Annotated in this window: 22 protein-coding genes; 8 read left to right on the plus strand and 14 right to left on the minus strand. The window is 67.3% G+C overall.

What is annotated here, in order from left to right:
• The first annotated feature begins 58 nt into the window (after positions 1 to 58).
• Positions 59 to 1,171: a phosphotransferase gene (locus H289_RS0116985; protein ID WP_020102011.1), complete on the plus strand. Its 1,113-nt coding sequence runs from the start codon at positions 59 to 61 to the stop codon at positions 1,169 to 1,171.
• A gap of 25 nt (positions 1,172 to 1,196) precedes the next feature.
• The gene (locus H289_RS0116990; protein ID WP_020102012.1) at positions 1,197 to 1,736 is read left to right on the plus strand and encodes a TetR/AcrR family transcriptional regulator; all 540 of its coding nucleotides are present in this window, start codon (positions 1,197 to 1,199) and stop codon (positions 1,734 to 1,736) included.
• 4 nt (positions 1,737 to 1,740) lie between these two features.
• Here the strand turns inward: H289_RS0116990 and rlmN are convergent, their stop codons facing one another.
• Positions 1,741 to 2,838 (minus strand): dual-specificity RNA methyltransferase RlmN, encoded by a 1,098-nt coding sequence (rlmN, locus tag H289_RS0116995; protein ID WP_029105356.1) that lies wholly within the window; start codon positions 2,836 to 2,838, stop codon positions 1,741 to 1,743.
• Positions 2,839 to 2,932: 94 nt separating this feature from the next.
• Between rlmN and H289_RS0117000 the strand changes: the two genes are divergently transcribed.
• Positions 2,933 to 3,898 carry a DMT family transporter gene (locus H289_RS0117000; RefSeq protein ID WP_081633439.1) on the plus strand — a complete coding sequence of 322 codons (966 nt, stop codon included), beginning with the start codon at positions 2,933 to 2,935 and terminating at the stop codon, positions 3,896 to 3,898.
• Here the strand turns inward: H289_RS0117000 and H289_RS0117005 are convergent.
• From H289_RS0117005 to H289_RS0117020, 4 genes are all read right to left on the minus strand, one after another.
• Positions 3,789 to 4,661, minus strand: coding sequence for a phosphatidate cytidylyltransferase (locus tag H289_RS0117005; protein ID WP_020102016.1), 873 nt, complete (start codon positions 4,659 to 4,661; stop codon positions 3,789 to 3,791). The genes H289_RS0117000 and H289_RS0117005 overlap by 110 nt on opposite strands.
• A 31-nt stretch (positions 4,662 to 4,692) precedes the next feature.
• Entirely contained in the window at positions 4,693 to 5,250 is a 558-nt protein-coding gene (gene frr / locus H289_RS0117010; protein ID WP_020102017.1) for a ribosome recycling factor, read from the minus strand.
• A gap of 41 nt (positions 5,251 to 5,291) precedes the next feature.
• Positions 5,292 to 6,047 (minus strand): UMP kinase, encoded by a 756-nt coding sequence (gene pyrH, locus H289_RS0117015; RefSeq protein ID WP_020102018.1) that lies wholly within the window; start codon positions 6,045 to 6,047, stop codon positions 5,292 to 5,294.
• A gap of 126 nt (positions 6,048 to 6,173) precedes the next feature.
• Positions 6,174 to 6,863: a class I SAM-dependent methyltransferase gene (locus tag H289_RS0117020; RefSeq protein WP_020102019.1), complete on the minus strand. Its 690-nt coding sequence runs from the start codon at positions 6,861 to 6,863 to the stop codon at positions 6,174 to 6,176.
• A gap of 45 nt (positions 6,864 to 6,908) precedes the next feature.
• On the opposite strand from H289_RS0117020, the gene H289_RS0117025 reads away from it, so the two are divergent.
• Entirely contained in the window at positions 6,909 to 7,334 is a 426-nt protein-coding gene (locus H289_RS0117025; RefSeq protein ID WP_020102020.1) for a MarR family winged helix-turn-helix transcriptional regulator, read from the plus strand.
• Positions 7,335 to 7,340: 6 nt separating this feature from the next.
• Here H289_RS0117025 and H289_RS0117030 read toward each other — a convergent pair whose 3' ends face one another.
• From H289_RS0117030 to H289_RS0117045, 4 genes are all read right to left on the minus strand, one after another.
• Positions 7,341 to 7,790: a DUF350 domain-containing protein gene (locus H289_RS0117030; protein WP_020102021.1), complete on the minus strand. Its 450-nt coding sequence runs from the start codon at positions 7,788 to 7,790 to the stop codon at positions 7,341 to 7,343.
• A 19-nt stretch (positions 7,791 to 7,809) separates the two neighbouring features.
• Positions 7,810 to 8,973, minus strand: coding sequence for a glutathionylspermidine synthase family protein (locus H289_RS0117035; RefSeq protein ID WP_020102022.1), 1,164 nt, complete (start codon positions 8,971 to 8,973; stop codon positions 7,810 to 7,812).
• On the minus strand, positions 8,973 to 9,578 hold the full coding sequence (locus H289_RS0117040) for a hypothetical protein (protein WP_020102023.1): 606 nt from the start codon (positions 9,576 to 9,578) through the stop codon (positions 8,973 to 8,975). The genes H289_RS0117035 and H289_RS0117040 overlap by 1 nt, the downstream gene beginning before the upstream one ends.
• A gap of 217 nt (positions 9,579 to 9,795) precedes the next feature.
• Positions 9,796 to 11,202: an amidase gene (locus H289_RS0117045; RefSeq protein ID WP_020102024.1), complete on the minus strand. Its 1,407-nt coding sequence runs from the start codon at positions 11,200 to 11,202 to the stop codon at positions 9,796 to 9,798.
• Between the two features lie 289 nt (positions 11,203 to 11,491).
• Between H289_RS0117045 and H289_RS0117050 the strand changes: the two genes are divergently transcribed.
• Positions 11,492 to 13,225 carry a purine-cytosine permease family protein gene (locus tag H289_RS0117050; RefSeq protein ID WP_020102025.1) on the plus strand — a complete coding sequence of 578 codons (1,734 nt, stop codon included), beginning with the start codon at positions 11,492 to 11,494 and terminating at the stop codon, positions 13,223 to 13,225.
• Between the two features lie 50 nt (positions 13,226 to 13,275).
• On the opposite strand, the gene H289_RS0117055 is transcribed toward H289_RS0117050, so the two are convergent.
• Positions 13,276 to 14,370, minus strand: coding sequence for a substrate-binding domain-containing protein (locus H289_RS0117055; protein WP_036420757.1), 1,095 nt, complete (start codon positions 14,368 to 14,370; stop codon positions 13,276 to 13,278).
• 158 nt (positions 14,371 to 14,528) lie between these two features.
• Here H289_RS0117055 and H289_RS30700 point away from each other — a divergent pair, with 158 nt between their 5' ends.
• Positions 14,529 to 14,987, plus strand: coding sequence for a MarR family winged helix-turn-helix transcriptional regulator (locus tag H289_RS30700; protein ID WP_196810043.1), 459 nt, complete (start codon positions 14,529 to 14,531; stop codon positions 14,985 to 14,987).
• A gap of 64 nt (positions 14,988 to 15,051) precedes the next feature.
• On the opposite strand, the gene fmdA is transcribed toward H289_RS30700, so the two are convergent.
• Positions 15,052 to 16,305, minus strand: coding sequence for a formamidase (fmdA, locus tag H289_RS0117065; RefSeq protein ID WP_020102028.1), 1,254 nt, complete (start codon positions 16,303 to 16,305; stop codon positions 15,052 to 15,054).
• Between the two features lie 127 nt (positions 16,306 to 16,432).
• Between fmdA and H289_RS0117070 the strand changes: the two genes are divergently transcribed.
• Entirely contained in the window at positions 16,433 to 16,717 is a 285-nt protein-coding gene (locus tag H289_RS0117070; RefSeq protein WP_029105360.1) for an FmdB family zinc ribbon protein, read from the plus strand.
• Between the two features lie 116 nt (positions 16,718 to 16,833).
• On the opposite strand, the gene tsf is transcribed toward H289_RS0117070, so the two are convergent.
• Together tsf and rpsB are read right to left on the minus strand one after the other, a co-directional pair.
• The gene (gene tsf, locus H289_RS0117075; protein ID WP_020102030.1) at positions 16,834 to 17,649 is read right to left on the minus strand and encodes a translation elongation factor Ts; all 816 of its coding nucleotides are present in this window, start codon (positions 17,647 to 17,649) and stop codon (positions 16,834 to 16,836) included.
• A 1-nt stretch (position 17,650) separates the two neighbouring features.
• Positions 17,651 to 18,472 carry a 30S ribosomal protein S2 gene (gene rpsB, locus H289_RS0117080; protein ID WP_020102031.1) on the minus strand — a complete coding sequence of 274 codons (822 nt, stop codon included), beginning with the start codon at positions 18,470 to 18,472 and terminating at the stop codon, positions 17,651 to 17,653.
• A 289-nt stretch (positions 18,473 to 18,761) separates the two neighbouring features.
• Between rpsB and H289_RS0117085 the strand changes: the two genes are divergently transcribed.
• Positions 18,762 to 19,247: a M23 family metallopeptidase gene (locus tag H289_RS0117085; RefSeq protein ID WP_020102032.1), complete on the plus strand. Its 486-nt coding sequence runs from the start codon at positions 18,762 to 18,764 to the stop codon at positions 19,245 to 19,247.
• 159 nt (positions 19,248 to 19,406) lie between these two features.
• Here H289_RS0117085 and H289_RS0117090 read toward each other — a convergent pair whose 3' ends face one another.
• Complete coding sequence (locus H289_RS0117090) at positions 19,407 to 20,303, minus strand: tyrosine recombinase XerC (RefSeq protein WP_020102033.1); 897 nt, start codon at positions 20,301 to 20,303, stop codon at positions 19,407 to 19,409.
• Between the last annotated feature and the right edge of the window lie 51 nt (positions 20,304 to 20,354).

The raw sequence follows: 20,354 nt of genomic DNA on the forward strand, positions 1-20,354 counted from the left end.
TCCCACCGTTGGTCCTCGTCCCCATTTACAATTTCAGTGCTTTTTGTAAACTTGCGTGATGCTTCCGGTCGCCCCTGTCCTCAACCTGACGGCCCACCTCGGTCACGGCGTACAACGCATCGCGACGGACACCGCTATCGGATGGACACGCGCGCTGCCGCGCGAAATCGCCGATCTGGACGCCACTTATCTGTCGGCACTGCTCCGCAAACCGGTCACCTCAGTACAGGTGATCGGAGGCGACGCCGGCACCTCGTCCCGCGCCCGGCTGCGCATCACCGGAACCGACGTACCCGAGACCGTCTTCGTGAAGATGGCCGCCAAAACCGCCGCGACGCGGCTGATGGGCGAACTGGGCCGACTGGCGTCCACCGAGGTGCACTTCTATCGCGAGCTGGCGCCCCACCTGTCCGACGTCCCGGCCTGCCACGGCAGCGCGTTCGACGGGCTCACCGGCCGATTCGTCCTGGTGCTGGAAGACCTGGCGGCGTCCGGACCGTGCGAATTCCCCGACACCTTGCATCCGTTGACCGCCGACCAGGCCGCTCTGGTCGTCGAACTGCTCGCGCGGCTGCACGCGACCTTCTGGGGCCGGGCCGACGGGTACCCGTGGGTGTACTCGGCCTCGAAAGACGCCACGTCACTGCTGACCGGCACACTGGCAGCGGCCTCTGTGCGCAAACTGGCCGGCCGCACCGACATCCCGGTACACAACGGCCAATTCATCATCGACAATTACCGGGCCGCGGCCACCCTGATCGACCGCGACCCGAACACCGTCATGCACGGCGACGCACATCCGGGCAACGTGTACTTCCGCGACGGAAAGGCCGGCCTGCTCGACTGGCAGGCGGTCCGTCGCGGACACCCCGGCCGGGAATTGGCCTACACCCTGGTCACCGGCATGACCACCCGGGACCGGCGCGCCCACGAACGCGACCTGCTGGACGTCTACCGGAAGGCGCTCACCGCCGCCGGCGGGCCCGAACTCGACGGCGACGACCTGCTGCGCCGTTACCGGCAGGGCGCGTCGTACGCCTACATCGCGACACTCATCACCTCGGGAATGGGCGGCATGCAGGACGACACCATCGCGATGACCGGCCTGGCCCGTTCGGTGGCCGCCCTGGACGATCTCGACACCGTCACAGAACTTCAGCGATGTTTGTGACCCGACAGGAATTACCATCGGTACCGTGAACAGTCCCCTGAGCAACCAGACCGGCTCCGTCGACGACACCTCGACCCGCAACCGGATTCTGGTCGCTACAGCGGAAGTGCTTGCCAGCCACGGACAAACGAAACTCAGCTTGTCCGAGGTGGCGACGCATGCCGGAGTGTCGCGCCCGACGCTCTATCGGTGGTTCGCCTCCAAGGAGGAGTTGCTCGCATCGTTCGGGCGATATGAGCGCCAGTTGTTCGACAGCGGCATGAGTGCGGTCACGCAGGGGTTGCGCGGCAACGAAAAGCTCGATGCCGCACTTCAATTCATCGTCAACTACCAGCAGTCCTACTCCGGGGTGCGAGTGATCGACATCGAGCCGGAGGTGGTGATCGCACAGCTGAACGATGTGATCCCGATCATGCGGGCCCGGTTGCAGAAGCTCCTCACCGGACCCAACGCCGAGCTCAAGGCCGCGACCGCCATCCGCGTCGCGGTGTCGCACTACATCGTCCCCAGCGATGACGGCGACCAGTTCCTGGCTCAGCTCCGCCACGCCGTCGGCCTGCGGTAGCCGGCTAGCCCTCGGCCGCCAATTGCCCACAGGCAGCGGCGATTTCCCGGCCACGCGTGTCACGGACCGTGCACGACACCCCGGCCGCCTGCACCCGGCGCACGAACTCCCGCTCGACCGGTTTGGGACTCGCGTCCCACTCGCTGCCCGGGGTCGGGTTCAGCGGAATCAGGTTCACGTGCACCAGCGGACCGAGCGCGCGGTGCAGCTTCTTGCCCAAAAGGTCTGCGCGCCAAGGCTGATCGTTGACATCGCGGATCAGTGCGTACTCCACCGACACCCGGCGACCGGTGACGTCGGCGTAATACCGTGCGGCGTCGAGTACTTCGGCGACCTTCCACCGGTTGTTCACCGGGACCAGCGTGTCGCGCAGCTCGTCGTCGGGGGTGTGCAATGACAGCGCCAGCGTCACCCCCAGCTTCTCGTCGGCGAGTTTGCGGATCGCCGGAGCCAGGCCGACGGTCGAGACCGTCACCGACCGGGCGCTGATCCCGAAGCCCTCCGGCGGCGCCGCCGTGATCCGGCGGACGGCGGCCACCACCCGGTTGTAGTTGGCCAGCGGCTCGCCCATGCCCATGAAGACGATGTTGGACAGCCGGCCGTCATGCTCGTTGCGCATCGCCGCCGACGCGGCCCGGACCTGCTCCAGGATTTCGGCGGTCGAGAGGTTCCGCTTCAGGCCGCCCTGGCCGGTGGCGCAGAACGGGCACGCCATACCGCAGCCGGCCTGCGACGAGATGCAGACGGTGTTGCGCTGCGGATAGCGCATCAGCACCGATTCGAACGTCGTGCCGTCCACCGCGCGCCACAGGGTCTTGCGGGTCTCGCCGGCGTCGCACTGAATCTGCTTCGCGGGGGTGATCAGGTCGGGGAACAGCGCCGAGGCCACCTGGTCACGCACCGAGGCCGGCAGATCGGTCATCTCGTGCGGGTCGGCGATCAGCCGGCCGTAGTACTGGTTCGCCAGCTGCTTGGCCCGGAACTTCGGCAATCCCAGCTCGGTGACGGCCTCGACCCGGCCGTCGGCGTCGAGGTCGGCCAAGTGCCGCGGCGGCATGCCGCGGCGCGGTGCATCGAACACCAGAGGAAGGGAAACGGCCATAACGGGCTTCAGTATCGCACCGACGGCACCCCCGGGACGAAATCACAGCCGAAAATCGTTGGACTCAGCGCCTATGACCACTCACCATGAGCCCATGCCACCCCGTCCCGCGTCACTCCTGGCCTTCGTCTACGCGCTAGGTTATCCCATTGGGGCCCTTGCCGTTTCGGCCCTGGCGCCGATGGCGACGCTGGTGTTCCGGTTCGGTCTGGCGGCTGCCATCCTGTCCACGTGGGCGCTGGTGGCGCGTGTGAAATGGCCCACTGGTACCAAGCTCGTGCACGTCGTGATCAGTGGTCTGCTCACGCAGGCCGTGCAGTTCATCTGCCTGTACCTGGCGTTGCTGCACGGCGCTCCGGCGGTGCTGGGCGCCGTCGTCATCTCGATGAACCCGGTCGCCACCGCGTTGTTGGCCGCGGTGTTCCTGGGCGAACGGCTGACCGCCATGCGCGTCGTCGCCCTGGTCCTGGGTGCGCTGGCGGTGCTGGCCGCGTGCGCCCAGCGGCTACTGATGGTCGGTGGCGTCGACGCGGTGATCGTGTTGCTGGTCGTCTCCCTGCTGGCCCTGGCCTCGGGCGGCGTCTACCAGCAGCGGTTCTGCCGCGGCGTCGATTTCCGCGCCACCGCGGCCGTGCAGAACGCGGCGTCACTGGTGCCGGTGGCGATCCTGGCCGCCTTCATGCCGTGGACGGTGACCAACCTGCACACCGCCGTCCTCGCGGTCGGAGCCGTGGTGCTGCTCAACGCGACGCTGTGCATGACGATGTACGTGCGGGCGATCGATCGCTACGGCGCCGCTGCGGTGGCCATGCTGTTCGCGGTCATCCCGGCGATCGCCGGCGTGCTGTCGTGGCTGCTGCTGGGCCAGCGCCCGGACCTGGGTGTGGTGGTCGGCCTGGTGCTCGGCGCACTGGCCTGCTGGCTCAACTCGCGAGCCGTGGCGCGGACCGTCAGGCCAGCAACTCCAGCACCAGCCATGCCGCCACTCCAGACGGCAGAATCGAGTCGATCCGGTCCATCAGACCGCCGTGACCGGGCAACAGAGTGCCCATGTCCTTGATCCCGAGGTCGCGCTTGACCTGCGACTCCACCAGGTCGCCCAGGGTGCCGGTGATGACGAGCATGATGCCGAGCGGCACGCCGACCCACAGCGGCCGGCCGGCCAGGTAGTGCACCGACAGCACCGAGACGACGATGCTGAACAGCAGTGACCCGCTGAAGCCCTCCCAGGACTTCTTCGGGCTGATCGCCGGCACCATCGGGTGCTTACCGAACAGCACACCCGCGGTGTAGCCGCCGATATCGGAGGCCACGACGCCCAGCATCATGCAGAACACCTGCATGGCGCCTTCGTGGTAGCCGCCCTGGTGCGGGTAGATCAGCAGCGCCGTGAAGGCGCCGAACAGCGGCACCCAGGACGCCAGGAAGATCGTCACCGACACGTCGCGGGTGTAGTTGACCGGCGCGGCCTTGAGCCCGCCCGACAACAACCGCCAGATCATGCACAACGCGACGGTGGCGCCGAACGCCCCGAGGGCGCCGGCTTCCCGGTAGGGCCAGGTCAGCCAGATCATCGCCTGGCCGCCGATGAGCAGCGGGATCACCGGGACGGCGTAGCCGCCCTCCCGCAGCCGGCGCACCACCTCGTGCGTGGCCAGCGCAACCGCGAGGGCCACCAGCGCCACCCACAGCTGCGGGACGAACAGCAGAGTGGCGATGACGGTGCCGCCCAGGAGGACGCCGACGGAGATGGCCGCGGGCAGGTTGCGCCCGGCGCGCGATGTCTTCTTGGGCTCCCCGGTCGGGGTTGTTTCGGTGGCCACGAATGTGCGGATGCGGACGACTGGACGGTCCTCAGACCTCCAGCAGCTCGCCTTCCTTGTGCTTGACCAGATCGTCGATCTGAGCCGTGTAAGTGGCGGTGGTCTTGTCCAGATCCTTCTCGGCGCGCGCGACCTCGTCCTCGCCGGCCTCGCCGTCCTTCTTGATCCGGGACAGCTCGTCCATCGCCTTGCGACGGATGTTGCGCACCGACACCTTGGCGTCCTCGCCCTTGCCCTTGGCCTGCTTGACCAGTTCCTTGCGGCGTTCCTCGGTCAGCTGCGGGATCGAGATGCGGATGACGCTGCCGTCGTTGCTCGGGTTGACGCCCAGGTCCGAGTTCCGGATGGAGTCCTCGATGGCCTTGAGCTGGTTGGCCTCGTACGGCTTGATGACGACCAAGCGCGCCTCGGGGACGTTGATGCTCGCCAGCTGGGTGATGGGCGTCATCGAGCCGTAGTACTCGATGTTGATCCGGTTGAACATGCCCGGGTTGGCCCGGCCGGTGCGGATCGACCCGAGGTCGTCGCGGGCCACCGAGACGGCCTTGTCCATCTTCTCTTCGGCATCGAAGAGGGTTTCCTCGATCACTTCATCTTCTCCCGTCAGTCCCGCTCGCCCGGCCCCCAGCTCTAGCTGGAGACCAGCGTTCCGATCTTCTCACCCGCGACCGCGCGCGCGATATTGCCTTCGGTCAGCAGATTGAAGACCAGCATCGGCATGCCATTGTCCATGCAGAGGCTGAACGCAGTGGCATCGGCGACCTTCAAGTCGCGTTCCAACACCTCACGGTGGGTGATGCTGGTGATCATCTGGGCGTCGGGCACCTCACGCGGGTCCGCGGTGAACACGCCGTCGACGGCCTTGGCCATCAGGACCACCTCGGCGCCGATCTCCAGCGCGCGCTGCGCGGCGGTGGTGTCGGTGGAGAAGTACGGCAGGCCCATGCCGGCGCCGAAGATGACCACGCGGCCCTTCTCGAGGTGCCGGCGCGCCCGCAGCGGGATGTACGGCTCGGCGACCTGTCCCATGGTGATGGCGGTCTGCACGCGGGTGTCGATGCCTTCCTTCTGCAGGAAGTCTTGCAGCGCAAGGCTGTTCATCACAGTGCCGAGCATGCCCATGTAGTCGCTGCGGGTCCGCTCCATGCCGCGCTGCTGCAGCTGCGCACCGCGGAAGAAGTTGCCGCCACCGATTACGACGGCGACCTGGGCGCCGGCGCGCACGACCTCGGCGATCTGCCGGGCGACCAGAGCGACGACGTCGGGGTCCAGACCCACCGCGCCGCCGCCGAACATCTCACCACCGAGCTTGAGCAGCACCCGCTGGTAGGCCGGCCGGATCAAACCCTGGCCACCGTTGTCTGCCTCGTTGTCTGGGCTGGCCATCAGACTCCTTCGGTCCCCACACGTCACAGCTGCCCCGGCGATCGGCAGCGGCTCCATCCTGCCTCATGGCGATCGAGCCGGAGGCAAGGAGGGTGGAACCCGATGGGCGGGCGGCTACCCGGCGGACTACCCCAGGTGCGCCTGCAACAACCACGCGCGAACCGACTTGAGTCCGTTCGGCTCGTCCCTGACGTCGACGTCGGCGAATCCCGTGCCGGGCGCTCCCGTCGCCCCGAAGCCCGCGGGCATGTTGCCGTGGATGCGGGCCGGCGAGATGTCGTCGATCACCCAGTACTTGCCGACGACCTCGCGCAGCTCGTCCTCTGTCACCGGGTTGGCCGGGCCGGCGGGCATGCCGCCGCGGTCGAAGACGAGGACGATGTAGGTGGCGCCGGGCGCGGCGGCCCGCACGATCGAGCGCTGGTAGCCGTCCCGGAGTTCGACGGGCATGGAGTGGAACAGCGTGCTGTCGATGATGGTGCCGAAGCGGCCGTCATATCCGGTGAAGTCGCTGATGTCGGCGACCGCGAAGCTGGCGTTGTGCGCGCCGCGGCGGGCGGCCTCGGCCCGGGCCAGTTCGATGGCGGTGGCCGACTGGTCCAGACCCACGGTGGTGAAGCCGTGCTCGGCCAGGTAGATCGCGGTGGCGGCCTCGCCGCAACCGGCGTCGAGCACGTCGCCGTGCACCTTGCCGGCGTCGATCAGCGCGGCGATCTCGGGCTGCGGCCGGCCGATGCTCCACGGCGGCCGGGCACCCATCTCGGGAGCCTCGCCGCGGTACGCGCTTTCGAACAGGGCATCTGTGGGTCTGGTCATACCTCCGGTTTATCAATGCACTTGATATATGTCAATATAATTGACATGTTCGAAGGTGAAGACGCTCCCCTGGGCTATCTGCTCAACCGGGTCGCCACTGCCCTGCGCGCCGAGATCACCGCCAATGTTCTTGACCCGCTTGGCCTGACGTTCCCACAGTTCGTCTGCCTGCGCATGGTGGACAACCGCCCCGGCATGTCCAACGCCGAGATGGCGCGGTTCGTCGGGGTATCGCCCCAGGCGATGAACATCGTGGTGCGTGCGCTGCAGGACCGCGAGCTCATCACCCGGCCGTCGACCGTCGCCGCCGGGCGGTCCCGGCCCACCGAACTGACCCGGTCCGGCCGCACCCTGCTGGGCAAGACCGTCGCCGGCATCCGCGCCGCGGACGACGCCCTGCTGGCCGACCTGAGTCCCGCCCAGCGCCGGCAGTTCCGCGAGACGCTGACCAGCCTGGTACCGCCGGAATAGCGGCGATCAGAGAATTGCGGCGGCGACGATCAGGCCGAACGCCAGGTACGAGGCCGCCACGTCCAGCACGACCGGGGAGAACTTCTCCTCGTGGAGCATCTCGCCGATGTCGAGGCCCTTGACCGCGCCGATCATGCGCACCGAGAGCGCCTGTGCGGCAATGCCGACGAGGCCGAACACCAGTGTCTTGATCAGGCCGGCCGCCAGGTCACCCGACGAGCTGTAGATGGCGAGCACCACGATGAAGGCCATGGACACCACACCGGAGGCCGCCACCGCCGCGGCGTTGGGCCGGCCCGAGCGGACCAGCTCGCGCAGTGGCCCCGGCGTGGTCCAGTCGATCACGAAGAAGCCGAGGATCATCAGCGCGCCGCCGACGATCGCGTACAGCGCGATGGCCGACGCGCCGTGCCCGACGATGGACCAGTAGTCGTTGCCAAGAGCGGTCAGGGTCATGAAGTTCGTTTCCTTCCGGTCACTGCGGGATGCGGTGGGGCACAAAGGCTGCGCCGTTGTCGGTGACCAGACCCGAGGTCTCGCGGATACCGAGGCCGGCCGATTCGTCGCCGACGATCCAGGCGCCCAGGGCGGGACGCATGTCGTCGAACTGCGGTAGCGGATCGAGCAACTGGTACACGTAGCCCTCTTCGCCGTACACGCCGCCGGTCTGCGTCTCGTAGCCCGCGCCGACGATCGTCACGTTCGCCCCCTCGCGGCCGAGCTTGGGCTTGCGGACGTATTCGGTCAGCTCGTGCGGATCATCGATGTACGCCGGAAGCAGGTTGGGGTGTCCCGGGTACATCTCCCACAGCACCGCCAGGATGGCCTTGTTGCTCAGCAGCGATTTCCACAGCGGCTCGATCCACATGGTCTCCGGCAGGGATTCGGCTGCGTACTTGCCGAATTCGTCGTCGAGCACCCATTCCCAGGGGTAGAGCTTGAACAGCGTCGAGATCGGGGCGTCTTCCAGATCGACGAACCGATTCAGGTCCCGGTCCCAACCGAGTTGCTCGATGGCCAGGCCGACGGTGTTCATGCCGGCCTCGGCGGCGCACTCCTGCAGGTAGGCCAGCGTCACGTTGTCCTCACCGCTGGTGTCGGCAGAGGACCAGGTGAAGTGGGCTTCGTTGCCGGGCAACCGATCCTGGATTTCCTTCCACCGCTCCACCAGCTTCTCGTGCAACGAGTTCCACTGGTCGTCGGCGGGAAAGACATCGGTCTTCCAGTACCACTGCAGGATCGCGGCTTCGAGCAGCGACGTCGGGGTGTCGGCGTTGTACTCCAGCAGAACCGGGGGCCGGCGGCCGTCGTAGCGCAGGTCGAAGCGGCCGTACAGGTGCGGATCGCTACGGCGCCATGACTTTTCGATGTGCGGCCAGCTCCACTCCGGCAACCCGAAGTCGCGGTAGCGCTCGGTCAGCACGATGTTCTCGACGGCTTCCAGGCACATCGAGTGCAGCACCTCGACCGAGGCCTCGATCGAGAGCACCTCGTCCATGTCGAACACGTAGTGCACCGACTCGTCCCAGTACGGACGGTCATTCCCGTGTGCGTCGGTGGCCGGGGTGTCGAAACACATGCCCTGGCTGGCAACGATCTGCTGCCACCCCGGTCGCGGGGCGTGACGTTCGCGCCGCATCAGCTACCGGAGCTTCCGTGGCTCGACGAACCGAAGCCGCCGCGCGACACCGACGACCCGGACTTGGAGATGGAGGTGCCGGATTTCGTTGTGGCCGTAGTGCCTTTCGGCAGGGTCAGGGTGCCACCGTGGGCGATGCTGCCCACGCCGGAGTTGGAGCCGCCGTAGTAGTAGCGGTACGGCGATCCCATGTACAAGAACGTGCTGCCGCCGCCGTAGTTGGTGCCGCTGCTGCAGTAGCTGTCCGGCACCACTTCGTTGGTGCCGTCCTTGACGCAGGAAGCGCTGATCTGATCGTCGCGATGGAAGATCGCATAGCCGGCGGCGACGACTGCCACCACACCGACGCCGACCGCCGAACCGATGAGGACCTTCTTGCCGGTCGCCGCGCGCTTGCGGGCCTTCTCGGCCTTCACGCGCTCGATCTCTTCCTCGGCTTCGCGCGCCCGCTTGGCTTTGTCCCGGGCCCGTGCCTCACCGACCGTCGGCTGCCGCGGCTTGGCCGTGGCCGGGTCCTGCCAGCGGACGGAGCCCTGCGGTTCTGCCGGGGGTGCCGGCGGCGTGAATTCCGGGGTCGGATTCGGGGTGGGACCCGCCGGAGGCACCGGCGGCGAACTCGGCTCGGACCCGGGCGCAGGGTCCGACCCGCCGCCTTGAGCCGACGATTTCCACGGCTGCCTTTCAGCCCCGTTCTCGGGCCCGACAGTCATGCACACCCCCAATTGACGCAACCTGTGAGACAGCATAAGGCTGGCCGCGCGACAAAGCGGTCGTTGACGCTGCTTCCGTGGAGCAAAAGTGGCCGCCGTCGGCCGGGCTGCGTCAACGCGCCGCGAGCGACGGCCAGCCGATCTCCCGCTCGAGCTCGAAGGCCAGCGCCAGGAGCGTCGCCTCCTGCCCCGCCGCCGCGCCGAACATCATGCCGACCGGCAGTCCCGACGCGGACTGGGCCAGCGGCAGCGAAACCGCCGGTGCTCCACTGGCGTTCTGCAGCGGGGTGAATCCAACCCAGTCGATGAGCCGCGACATCACCTGGTCGAAGTCGGCGGTCGGGTCCAGGTGCCCGATCGGCGGGGTGACCTCGCTGAGGGTCGGGGTGAGCACCACGTCGTAATCGCGGGCCAGGCGCGCCGGAATGCGCCGCGACGCGGCCAGCCGGGCGATGGCGGCCGGCACGCGGTGCAGATTGCGGGCCGCCTTCGCTTCCAGTCCCAGGGTCAGGTTGTCCAACCTGCTGCGATCGAAGCTGGGGCCGAAGGTGCGCTTTCCGCCGCGAACCAGCGCGAAGGCCAGGAAGGACCAGTAGAGCAGGAAGTCGTCGCGGAACCGCTCCGGTGCCGGGTTGCCGATCTCGGTGACGCGATGGCCGAGCTCCTCGAGCCGGGCCGCGGCCTGCATCGTCAGCTCCCGGATTTCGGGGGCCGCGTCGCGGCCGATGGAGCTGGTGCACACCGCGATGCGCAGCCGCCGCGGTCCGGGCGCGGTGACGTCGCCGATCGGCGCCAGCTTCGGGTTCCGGTAGACACGCTCGGCCTCGCGGTAGAACGCCGCGGTGTCCCGGACGCTGCGGGTGAGGACGCCGTTGGCGACGATCTGCAGCGGCATCCGGGTCTCGCGGTCGAGTGGCAACCGGCCGCGGGTGGGCTTGAGACCGACCAATCCGTTGCAGGAAGCCGGGATTCGGATGGAACCGCCGCCGTCGTTCGCGTGGGCGATGGGCACCACGCCGGCCGCGACGAACGCGCCCGACCCGGACGACGACGCCCCCGCGGTCACCATGGTGTCCCACGGGTTGCGCACCGGGCCCAGCCGCGGGTGCTCGGCCGAGGCGCTGAAACCGAACTCGGACAGCTGCGTCTTGCCCAGCGCCACCAGGCCCGTCGACAGGTACAGGCGCGCCCACTCCCCGTCCGCCGGCAGCGGCCTGGGCGTCCAGGCATCGGCGCCCTGCATGGTCGGCCAGCCGCCGACCGCGACGTTGTCCTTGATGAAGGTCGGGACACCGTCGAAGAATCCGCCGAAAGACCTTGGTGCGCTGGCCTTTTCGACCGCCTGGTCAAAGGCTTCGTATGCCATGCCGTTCAGTTCGGGCTGCGCCTTCTCGGCGCGGGCGATCGCCGCCTGCACCACCTCGGCCGCCGACACCTCGCCGCTGCGGATCGCGTCGGCGACACCGACCGCGTCGAGGTCACCGAGGGCGTCGTCACCGAATGTGCTGATCCGTGTCATAGGAGCCACGGTACCAAGCAGTACCACCGGCCCGCCTTACCCCCAGATTTCACGATGTGAGTCCGGACACCGACTTCCGGCGCCATTGAACGCGCTGCGTAAACGCCTAGTTTCCCCGGCGTAACTTTCCATTTGAACTAGTGCCATATGGAAGTAACTGGTGCTAATTTCCGTTCACCCGGCTGCTGCAGGTCGCGGACCGGTCCGGTCATTGGCGCCCGCATCCGACCTGCCTGCCTGATGCATTGCATCACTGGCGATTACGACGGATTCGACAGGAAACGCGTTCATGACAACCGAGCAATCCCAAGACGAAGTGCACGGCCAGCCGATGGCCGCAGCACGCGTCGGCCCCTGGTCCCGCTTCGTCACCTGGGCGAACCAGGACACCATCGAGGACTTCTCACTTCGCTACGCGCCCAAGTCTTTTCGCAAATGGTCACCGATGGCATGCGCCGTGGCCGCACTGGGCGGCATCGCGTATCTCGCCGACTACTCCATCGGCGCCTCGATCGCCGTCACCCACGGCGCGGCCAGCGCGGTCGTCGCGATCCTGGTCGCCGCGGTCACCATCTTTCTCACCGGTATCCCGATTGCCTACTACGCCGCCAAGTACAACATCGACATGGATCTGCTCACGCGCGGAGCGGGTTTCGGATACTTCGGCTCGACGCTGACGAGCCTCATCTACGCCAGCTTCTGCTTCATCTTCTTCGCGCTCGAGGGCGCGATCATGGCGCAGGCGATGAAGTTGGCGTTCGGCATTCCACTGGCGCTCGGCTACATCATCGGCTCCCTGATCATCATTCCGCTCGTGCTCTACGGCATGACGGCCCTGGCCAAGTTCCAGGTCTGGACCCAGCCGTTGTGGCTGATCCTGTTCGTCGCGCCCATCGCCTTCATCGCCACCGCGGATCCGGCGGGCTTCCACGGGTTCCTGAGCTGGGCGGGCAACGGCGGCAGCGAACAGGTGACGGCCATCGGAGTCGGCGCGGGCGCCGGCGTGGCACTGTCGCTCATCGCCCAGATCGGTGAACAGGTCGACTACCTGCGCTTCATGCCAGAGAAGTCGGAAACACCGCCACTGCGGTGGTGGGCCGCGGTACTCGCCGCGGGCCCCGGTTGGGTGATCCTCGGTGCGGCCAAGCAGATTTGCGGCGCCTTCCTGGCCTTCTACGTCGCGGGCAAGGTCGGTTTCGCGGCCGCCACCGAACCCATCGAGCAGTTCCTCGGCGGTTTCGGCTCGGTGATCCACAACGACGCCCTCGCGCTCGGATTGGCCACCCTCATGGTGTTGCTGTCGCAGGTGAAAATCAATGTGACGAACGCCTATTCGGGCTCGCTGTCCTGGTCGAACTTCTTCAGCCGGGTGCTGCACGTACACCCGGGCCGGGTGGTGTACCTCGGTCTGCACATCGCCATCGCGCTGGCGCTGATGCTCAGCAACATGTTCGCCGTGCTCAACACCATCCTGGGGTTCTACTCCAACGTCGCGATCGCCTGGATCGGTGCGATCGTCGCCGACCTGGTGATCAACAAGCCACTGCTCAAGCTCAGTCCGTCCTACGTCGAGTTCAAGCGGGCCTACCTCTACAGCATCAATCCGGTCGGATTCGTCTCCATGCTGGTGGGTTCGGTGTTCTCGATCTTGGCCTTCTACCACGCTTTCGGGGATTTCCTCGCGGCCTGGTCGCCGTACCTGGCGCTGACGCTGGCATTCGTGCTGTCCCCGGTGATGTGCATCGCGACCAAGGGCAAGTACTACCTGGCGCGGCGCAATCCACTTCGCGAGGAGATCGAGAAGGAGCCCCTGTGGGCGGGGCAGACGCTGCTGGACGTCGTCGACCAGAAGCGGTACGAACTGCCGGACATGGTGCACGACTGCCCGTTCCACAACGGCACCGTGTCCTCGCTGACGTGCACTCTCACGAAGGACTGCCATGACATGTGCAAGAAGGACGGATACACCGATTCCACCAGCGCGGAGCTACTGAAAACCGCGGTGGCACCGCAGTCGAGCTGATGAACCGTCATGGCTTCGCCCAGAACGCCGGGCGGGGCCATGGCCGTCCGTCAAGGGGTGAGCTCGGCGATCACATCGAATTCGAGTTGGTCCGCGCTGGCGAGGTACACGGGTTGACGAGTATGAGCACCACGCATGACGACCTCGCCGCGCGGACCCTGGTACGCGACATTGGCGCGCGCCCGGTCGATCGCGGCCACCTCCAGGCTGCGGGCCGTCTGTGCGAGCGCCGTGAGCAACAGCAGCCCCTCGTAACAGGATTCACCGATGTTGTTGAGCGCGGGGGCCGCACTGCCGAACCGTCGCAGATAGTGCGAGCCGAACCCCATGTTCACCTCGGTGGGCAGGCTCTCGAAGTAGCCGCACGCAGTGTACAGACCCGTCGTCGCCCCACTTCCGCTGGCGCACAACACATCCTCACCGATCATCAGCGACAGGCGCACGACGCTCTGGTCCAGGCCGGCGCGGGCGAACGCGCGGTTGAACGCCGCGTTGTCCGCACCCACCATCAACACCAGCACCCCGTCGGCGTCCGAGCTCGCGATGACGTCGAGCATCGTCCGGAAATCGCGCCCGCCCAGCGGCACGAACGCCTCACCGACGAATTCGAGGCCCGATCGCCACATGTACTCCTTGGTCACGCGGGCGGTCTGCCGCGGCCAGATGTAGTCGTTGCCGACGATGCACCAGCGCTTCAGCCCGAGGTGCTCACGCAACCACATCAACGCCGGAAACAGTTGCTGCTCCGGCGTTTCCCCCACCATGTACACGCCGTCGGTGCTCTCGCCACCCTCGTAGAACGTGGTGTACACGTAGGGCACCCGCCCGGCCGTCTGCGGCGTGATGACACGCCGGGCATTCGACAGGTGCCAGCCCACCACGGCGTCGATCTGCTGCTGGGCGACGAGGCGGCCCAGCTCGTCCGCAAGCTCGCTCAACGGTGCTCCGGCGTCGACCGGATGAATCCGGACGGGCCGGTCCAGGATGCCGCCGGCGGCGTTGATGTCCTCGGCGGCCAGTTCAGCGCTCGCCTCGCACGACGGTCCGAACATCCCGGCGGGCCCGCTCAACGGCACCACGAGCGCAATGTCGACCACATCCCGGTCGGGGCGCGCGGGAGTCGTCGCAGGTTTCGGATTCACCATCACCTCACCTTGGGACACCGGCCCAGCCATGCCACACCAATCGCGACGACCACGACGTCCGTCGCCCGGGTGACCAGAATTCAATTTGAAGATACCTGCCGATCAGCGCTGTTTCACGGCGAGATGCAAGGTCCGACCACGGTAGGCTGGTCGCCACCATGGAAATGAAGCCCGGCGCCCGTGCAGACACCATCGAGGAGCTCGCTCGATTGGTGAAGTCGGTCGCCTTCGAACTGGACCGCGTCGTGACCGATCACCTGGGCGGTTTGACGGTGCGTCAGTGGCACGTGCTGGCCGCACTCGAGGGCGGTGCCGGAAAGCCGATGACGGCACTGGCCGAGGTGACGCTGCTGCCCGGGCCGAGCCTGACCAGGCTCGTCGACGGGATGGTCGACGACAATCTGGTGTTGCGCAAGGCCGATGTGGTCGATCGCCGACGGGTGTTGGTGTACCAGACCCGGCGGGGCAGCGCGCTGTACCGCCAGATCCGGGAGCGGCTCAACAAGTCCGAACAGCTGGCCGCGCTGTGCACGTCAGCGTCGCTGCAGCCCGAAACACTGACCGAACTCCTGGGCGTCCTGCAGGGTTCGACCTCCCCGGCAGATCTGCGCGGCTGACCACCACACCCGCCAAACAGCCAGTCCCCCAAGGAAATCGGGGAACTGGCTGCCGGCTGCGGGATCAGAAACTGGCGTGTGGCGCGCCCATTCCGGGATCGATCTGGTACGGCCCGGACGCCGACGGCGCCACCGGGAAGTCGAAGATCGCCGTCGGGATGTACACCGTCGCACAGGAATTCGGGATGTCCACCACGCCGGAGAGCCGGCCCTCGATCGGGGCGGACCCGAGCAGCAGGTAGGCCTGCTCCGGGCTGTAGCCGAACTTCGTCAGGTAGTCGATGGCGTGCAGACATGCGCGCTGGTACGCCAGATCCGAGTCGAGGTACTTCTGCTCGCCATCGAGAGTGACCGAGGTGCCGGAGAACGCCAGCCATTCCGAGTACTGCGGGTCGGTGTTGCCGGGCATGAAGATCGCGTTCTCATGGACGCCGTAGGTTTCCATGCCGCCCTTGATCAGATCCACGTGCAGGTCCATGAACCCGCCCATCTCGATCGCGCCGCAGAACGTGATCTCGCCATCGCCCTGCGAGAAGTGCAGGTCGCCGAACGACAGGTTCGCGCCGTGGACGAACACCGGATAGAACACCCGGCTGCCCTTGGTGAGGTTCTTGATGTCCTGATTTCCGCCGTTCTCGCGGGGCGGCGCGGTGCGGGCGGCCTCGGCGGCAGCCTTGGTGAAGGCGTCGCCGCGCAACGAGCCCAGGATCGCGTCCTGCGGTTCGGGCGGCAATGCCAGCGGCGGCACGCGGTCGGGATCGGTGGCGATCAACGCACCTTCGCGGGCGTTCCATTTGGCCAGCAGGGCCGCCGACGGCGCGGTGCCCATGAGGCCGGGATGCACGATGCCGGTGTACTTCACATGGGGCACGTGGCGTGAGGTGGCCTTCTGGCCGGAGAAATCCCAGATCGCCTTGTAGGCGTCGGGGAACTGGTCGGTGAGGAACCCGCCGCCGTTCTGCTTGGCGAAGATGCCGGTGTATCCCCAGCCCTGCCCTGCCAGCGGCCCCGAGTCTTCCTGCGGAATGGGCCCGACGTCGAGGATGTCGACGATCAGCAGGTCACCCGGCTCGGCGCCTTCGATCGCGAACGGCCCGGACAGGCAGTGCACGCCCTTGAGCGGCGCGTTGAGGATGTCCTCGGCCGAGTCGTCGTTGTGGATGGCGCCGTCGAACCACTCGCGGCAGTGCGCCCGGAAGCTGTCCCCCGGCTTGACGGTGACGGCCGGCGGGATGTCCGGGTGCCATCGGTTGTGACCGACCAACTGTTGGTCGGTGAACTTCTTCGCCGAATCCAAGGGGAACAGCAATTCCGGCACGTTGACCTCCTAGCGACACAAAAACACTTGCTTCCGAATGGAAGTATTCAATAGTGAAGGTGTCTCGTCTGCGGTTCGGGCAAGTTACATCCGGATGACGTTGACGCAGAGGGCTTATGGTGTCGTTGTGCCTACCTACGTATTCCGGTGTGGACAGGGTTGCCCGGACTTCACCGAACAGCATTCGATGGCGTCCGCGCCCGCCGATACCCCGTGTCCGAGCTGCAGCGGCGCGGCCAAGCGCCGCATCGGCGCGCCTGCGCTGGGTGCCGGCAGCTCGCCGGGCATGCGGGCGCAGGACGCCACCCGCGCCACGGCGGATCGCCCCGATGTCGTCCAGAGCCTGCCCACGAGTCGCCGCCGCGCGCCGGTGACCACGAATCCGTTGCACCGCAAGCTCCCCCGGCCCTAGCCGGACAAAGCAAAACCCCGCGCACTCCGGGATCGCCGGGTTTGTGCGCGGGGTTTTGTCAGTGAGCGGCGACGGCGAGCCGTCATTCCTGGGTGTGGTGTGCCGCCCAAACTCTGTTACTGCTGGCCGACCTCGAACCGCACGAAGCGGGTCACGGTGACGCCGGCCTCGTCCAGCAGGGCCTTCACGGTCTTCTTGTTGTCGGACACCGACGGCTGGTCGAGCAGCACGACGTCCTTGTAGAAGCCGGTGACGCGGCCTTCGACGATCTTCGGCAGTGCGGCCTCGGGCTTGCCCTCTTCCTTGGCGGTCTCCTCGGCGATGCGACGCTCGTTGGCGACCAGGTCGGCGGGCACGTCCTCACGGGTGAGGTACTTGGCCTTCAGCGCGGCGATCTGCAGCGCGACCGCGTGAGCGGCCTCTTCCGAAGCACCGTTGTACTCGACCAGCACACCCACGGCCGGCGGCAGGTCCGCGGCACGCTTGTGCAGGTAGGTCTCGACGGTGCCGTCGAAGTAGGCGACCCGGCGCAGTTCGAGCTTCTCGCCGATCTTCGCGGACAGGTCCGCGACCAGCTGCTCGACGGTGGTGCCGTCGACGGTGGCGGCCTTGAGGGTCTCCACGTCGTTGGCCTTGGCCGCGACAGCAGCGGTGAGGATCTGGTCCGCGAGAGCCTGGAATTCGGCGTTCTTGGCGACGAAGTCGGTCTCGGAGTTCAGCTCGATGAGGGCGCCGTCCTTGGCGGCGACCAGGCCCTCGGCGGTGGCGCGCTCAGCGCGCTTGCCGACGTCCTTGGCGCCCTTGATGCGCAGGACCTCGACGGCCTTGTCGAAGTCACCCTCGGTCTCAACCAGTGCGTTCTTGCAGTCGAGCATGCCGGAGCCGGTGAGCTCCCGCAGTCGCTTTACGTCAGCAGCGGTGTAGTTAGCCATCTCAGCTTTCTGTGGTGGTGGTTTCGGTGGCGGCTTCCGGAGAAGACGCGGTCTCGGTTCCTGCCGTGGCCCCGGCGAGCAGTTCCTGCTCCCACTCAGCGAGCGGCTCGGCGCCTTCGGCCTCGGTCTTGGCACCCGAGCGGGCCTGCAGACCCTCGGCAACCGCGGAAGCGATCACCTTGGTCAGCAGCGCGGCGCTGCGGATGGCGTCGTCGTTACCCGGGATCGGGTAGTTGACCTGGTCGGGGTCGCAGTTGGTGTCCAGGATCGCGATGACCGGGATGCCGAGCTTGATGGCCTCGGAAACGGCCAGGTGCTCCTTGTTGGTGTCGACGACCCAGATGGCCGACGGAACCTTCTGCATGTCCCGGATACCGCCGAGGCTGCGCTCGAGCTTGTTCTTCTCACGCGTCAGCATGAGGATTTCCTTCTTGGTGCGACCCTCGAAGCCACCGGTCTGCTCCATGGACTCGAGTTCCTTCAGGCGCTGCAGGCGCTTGTGAACGGTCGAGAAGTTGGTGAGCATGCCGCCCAGCCAGCGCTGGTTCACGAAGGGCATGCCGACGCGGGTGGCCTCGTCAGCGATGGACTCCTGCGCCTGCTTCTTGGTACCGACGAAGAGGACGGTGCCGCCGTGGGCAACGGTCTCCTTGACGAATTCGTACGCCTTGTCGATGTAGGTCAGCGTCTGCTGCAAGTCGATGATGTAGATGCCGTTGCGGTCGGTGAAGATGAACCGCTTCATCTTGGGGTTCCAGCGACGGGTCTGGTGCCCGAAGTGTGCGCCGCTGTCAAGCAGCTGCTTCATGGTCACTACGGCCATGTTGGTGCCTCACTTAGTTATCGGTTGTCGTCCGGTATCGGGTGATTCCGGACCCTGGCGTCTGCTGCGTGCCGGACCCAACTCGGTTGTCCGAGGTGGGACCGCCCGGCATGCGGTGGCGACCCGAAATCGAGCCGCTGTGCAGGCGCGCGAAGTCAACCCACGAATGCGGATTGCAACGGGAAGTTTACACGCTTCCCAGGGGTGCTTTTGTCCACAGTGCGCCGGTTATCCACAGATCGGGTTTCCGGGGGTGCCGAAACCGCCGCCGAAGCGCTGAACTGGCCTGATGCGGACCCTGGTGGTGCTCCTGATCGTCGGACTGTGCTCGACCGGCGTGGCGCACGCCACCGACGGCCGGCTGGACTGGCCGCTGCGGCCGCGACCGGCCGTCGTGCGCACGTTCGACGCGCCGCGGCCGAACTGGCAGCGCGGGCACCGGGGCGTCGACCTCGCCGGCGCCGCCGGCCAGACGGTGTACGCCGCGGCCCCGGGCACCGTGGTGTTCGCCGGGGAGCTCGCGGGCCGGCCGGTGGTGTCGGTCGCCCATCCGGGCGGGCTGCGGACCAGCTACGAGCCGGTCCGCGCCGCGGTCCGGCCCGGCGCCGTCGTCGCCGCGGGTGCGCCGCTGGGCACGCTGCTGGCGGGGCACCCCGGGTGCGCGAGCTGTCTGCACTGGGGCGCGATGTGGGGTGCGTCGTCCGATGCCGACTACGTCGATCCCCTCGGTCTGCTCGCCGAGACCCCGATCCGCCTGAAACCCGACTCCCCCTAACCGCGAGCGGCCGTGTTTGTACGGCGACACGCCGCTATTCGCGTGCACAATGTGCACCCTCGCCGGCCGCGAGCGGCCCCAAACTACACACCTGGCCCCGCGTGTCGCTGTGCAGACACGGCCGCTCGCGCGGAGAGGAGTGGAGTGGCACCGGGTGAATCAGGCGCGGGGGTGGGCCTGGTCGTGGACGGCACGCAGCCGGGCGACGGTCACGTGCGTGTAGAGCTGGGTGGTCGCGAGCGACGAATGCCCCAGCAGCTCCTGCACCACCCGCAGGTCGGCGCCGCCTTCCAGCAGGTGGGTGGCCGCGCTGTGGCGCAGCCCGTGCGGCCCGATGTCGGGGGCACCGTCCACGGCCGAGATCGTCTGGTGCACGACGGTCCTCGCCTGGCGGGGGTCGAGCCGTCGCCCTCGCGCCCCGAGCAGCAGTGCCGGGCCTGACGTTGCGACTGCCAGTGCCGGGCGGCCGTCGGACAGCCAGGCCCGAAGCGCTTTGGATGCCGGCTCACCGAAGGGCACGGTGCGCTCCTTGTCGCCTTTACCGAGCACGCGCAGCAACCGGCGGCTCTGGTCGACGTCGTCGATGTCGAGGCCACACAGCTCACTGACGCGGATGCCGGTGGCGTACAGCATCTCGACGATCAGCCGGTCGCGCAGTGCCATCGGATCGCCTTGTTCCGCACCGGAATTCGCCGCCGACATGGCATCGACGGCCTGGTCCTGACGCAGCACGGCAGGCAGTGAGCGATGCGCCTTGGGGGTCTGCAGCCGCACGGCGGGGTCGGTCTCGAGCAGGCCCCGCCGCACGGCCCAGGCAGTGAAGGTCTTGACCGCCGACGTCCGGCGGGACAGCGTCGTCCGGGCGGCGCCCCTGCCGGCCTGCTCGGCGAGCCACGACCGCAGCGTCATGAGGTCCAGGTCGGCGATGGTTGCGTCGTCGCCGAGGAATTCCCCCAACGACCGCAGATCACCGAGATAGGCACGCCGGGTGTGCTCGGAACGGCCGCATTCGAGTTCGAGGTACTGATCGAACTCATCGAGAACCGCCTGGTGCACTCCCCTACGTTCGCAGAACGCTCGGCCGATCGCCCGTCACGCCACCCGTCG

Origin of the sequence: Mycobacterium sp. 360MFTsu5.1 (assembly GCF_000383495.1) — a bacterium.
Lineage (GTDB): Bacteria > Actinomycetota > Actinomycetes > Mycobacteriales > Mycobacteriaceae > Mycobacterium > Mycobacterium mucogenicum_B.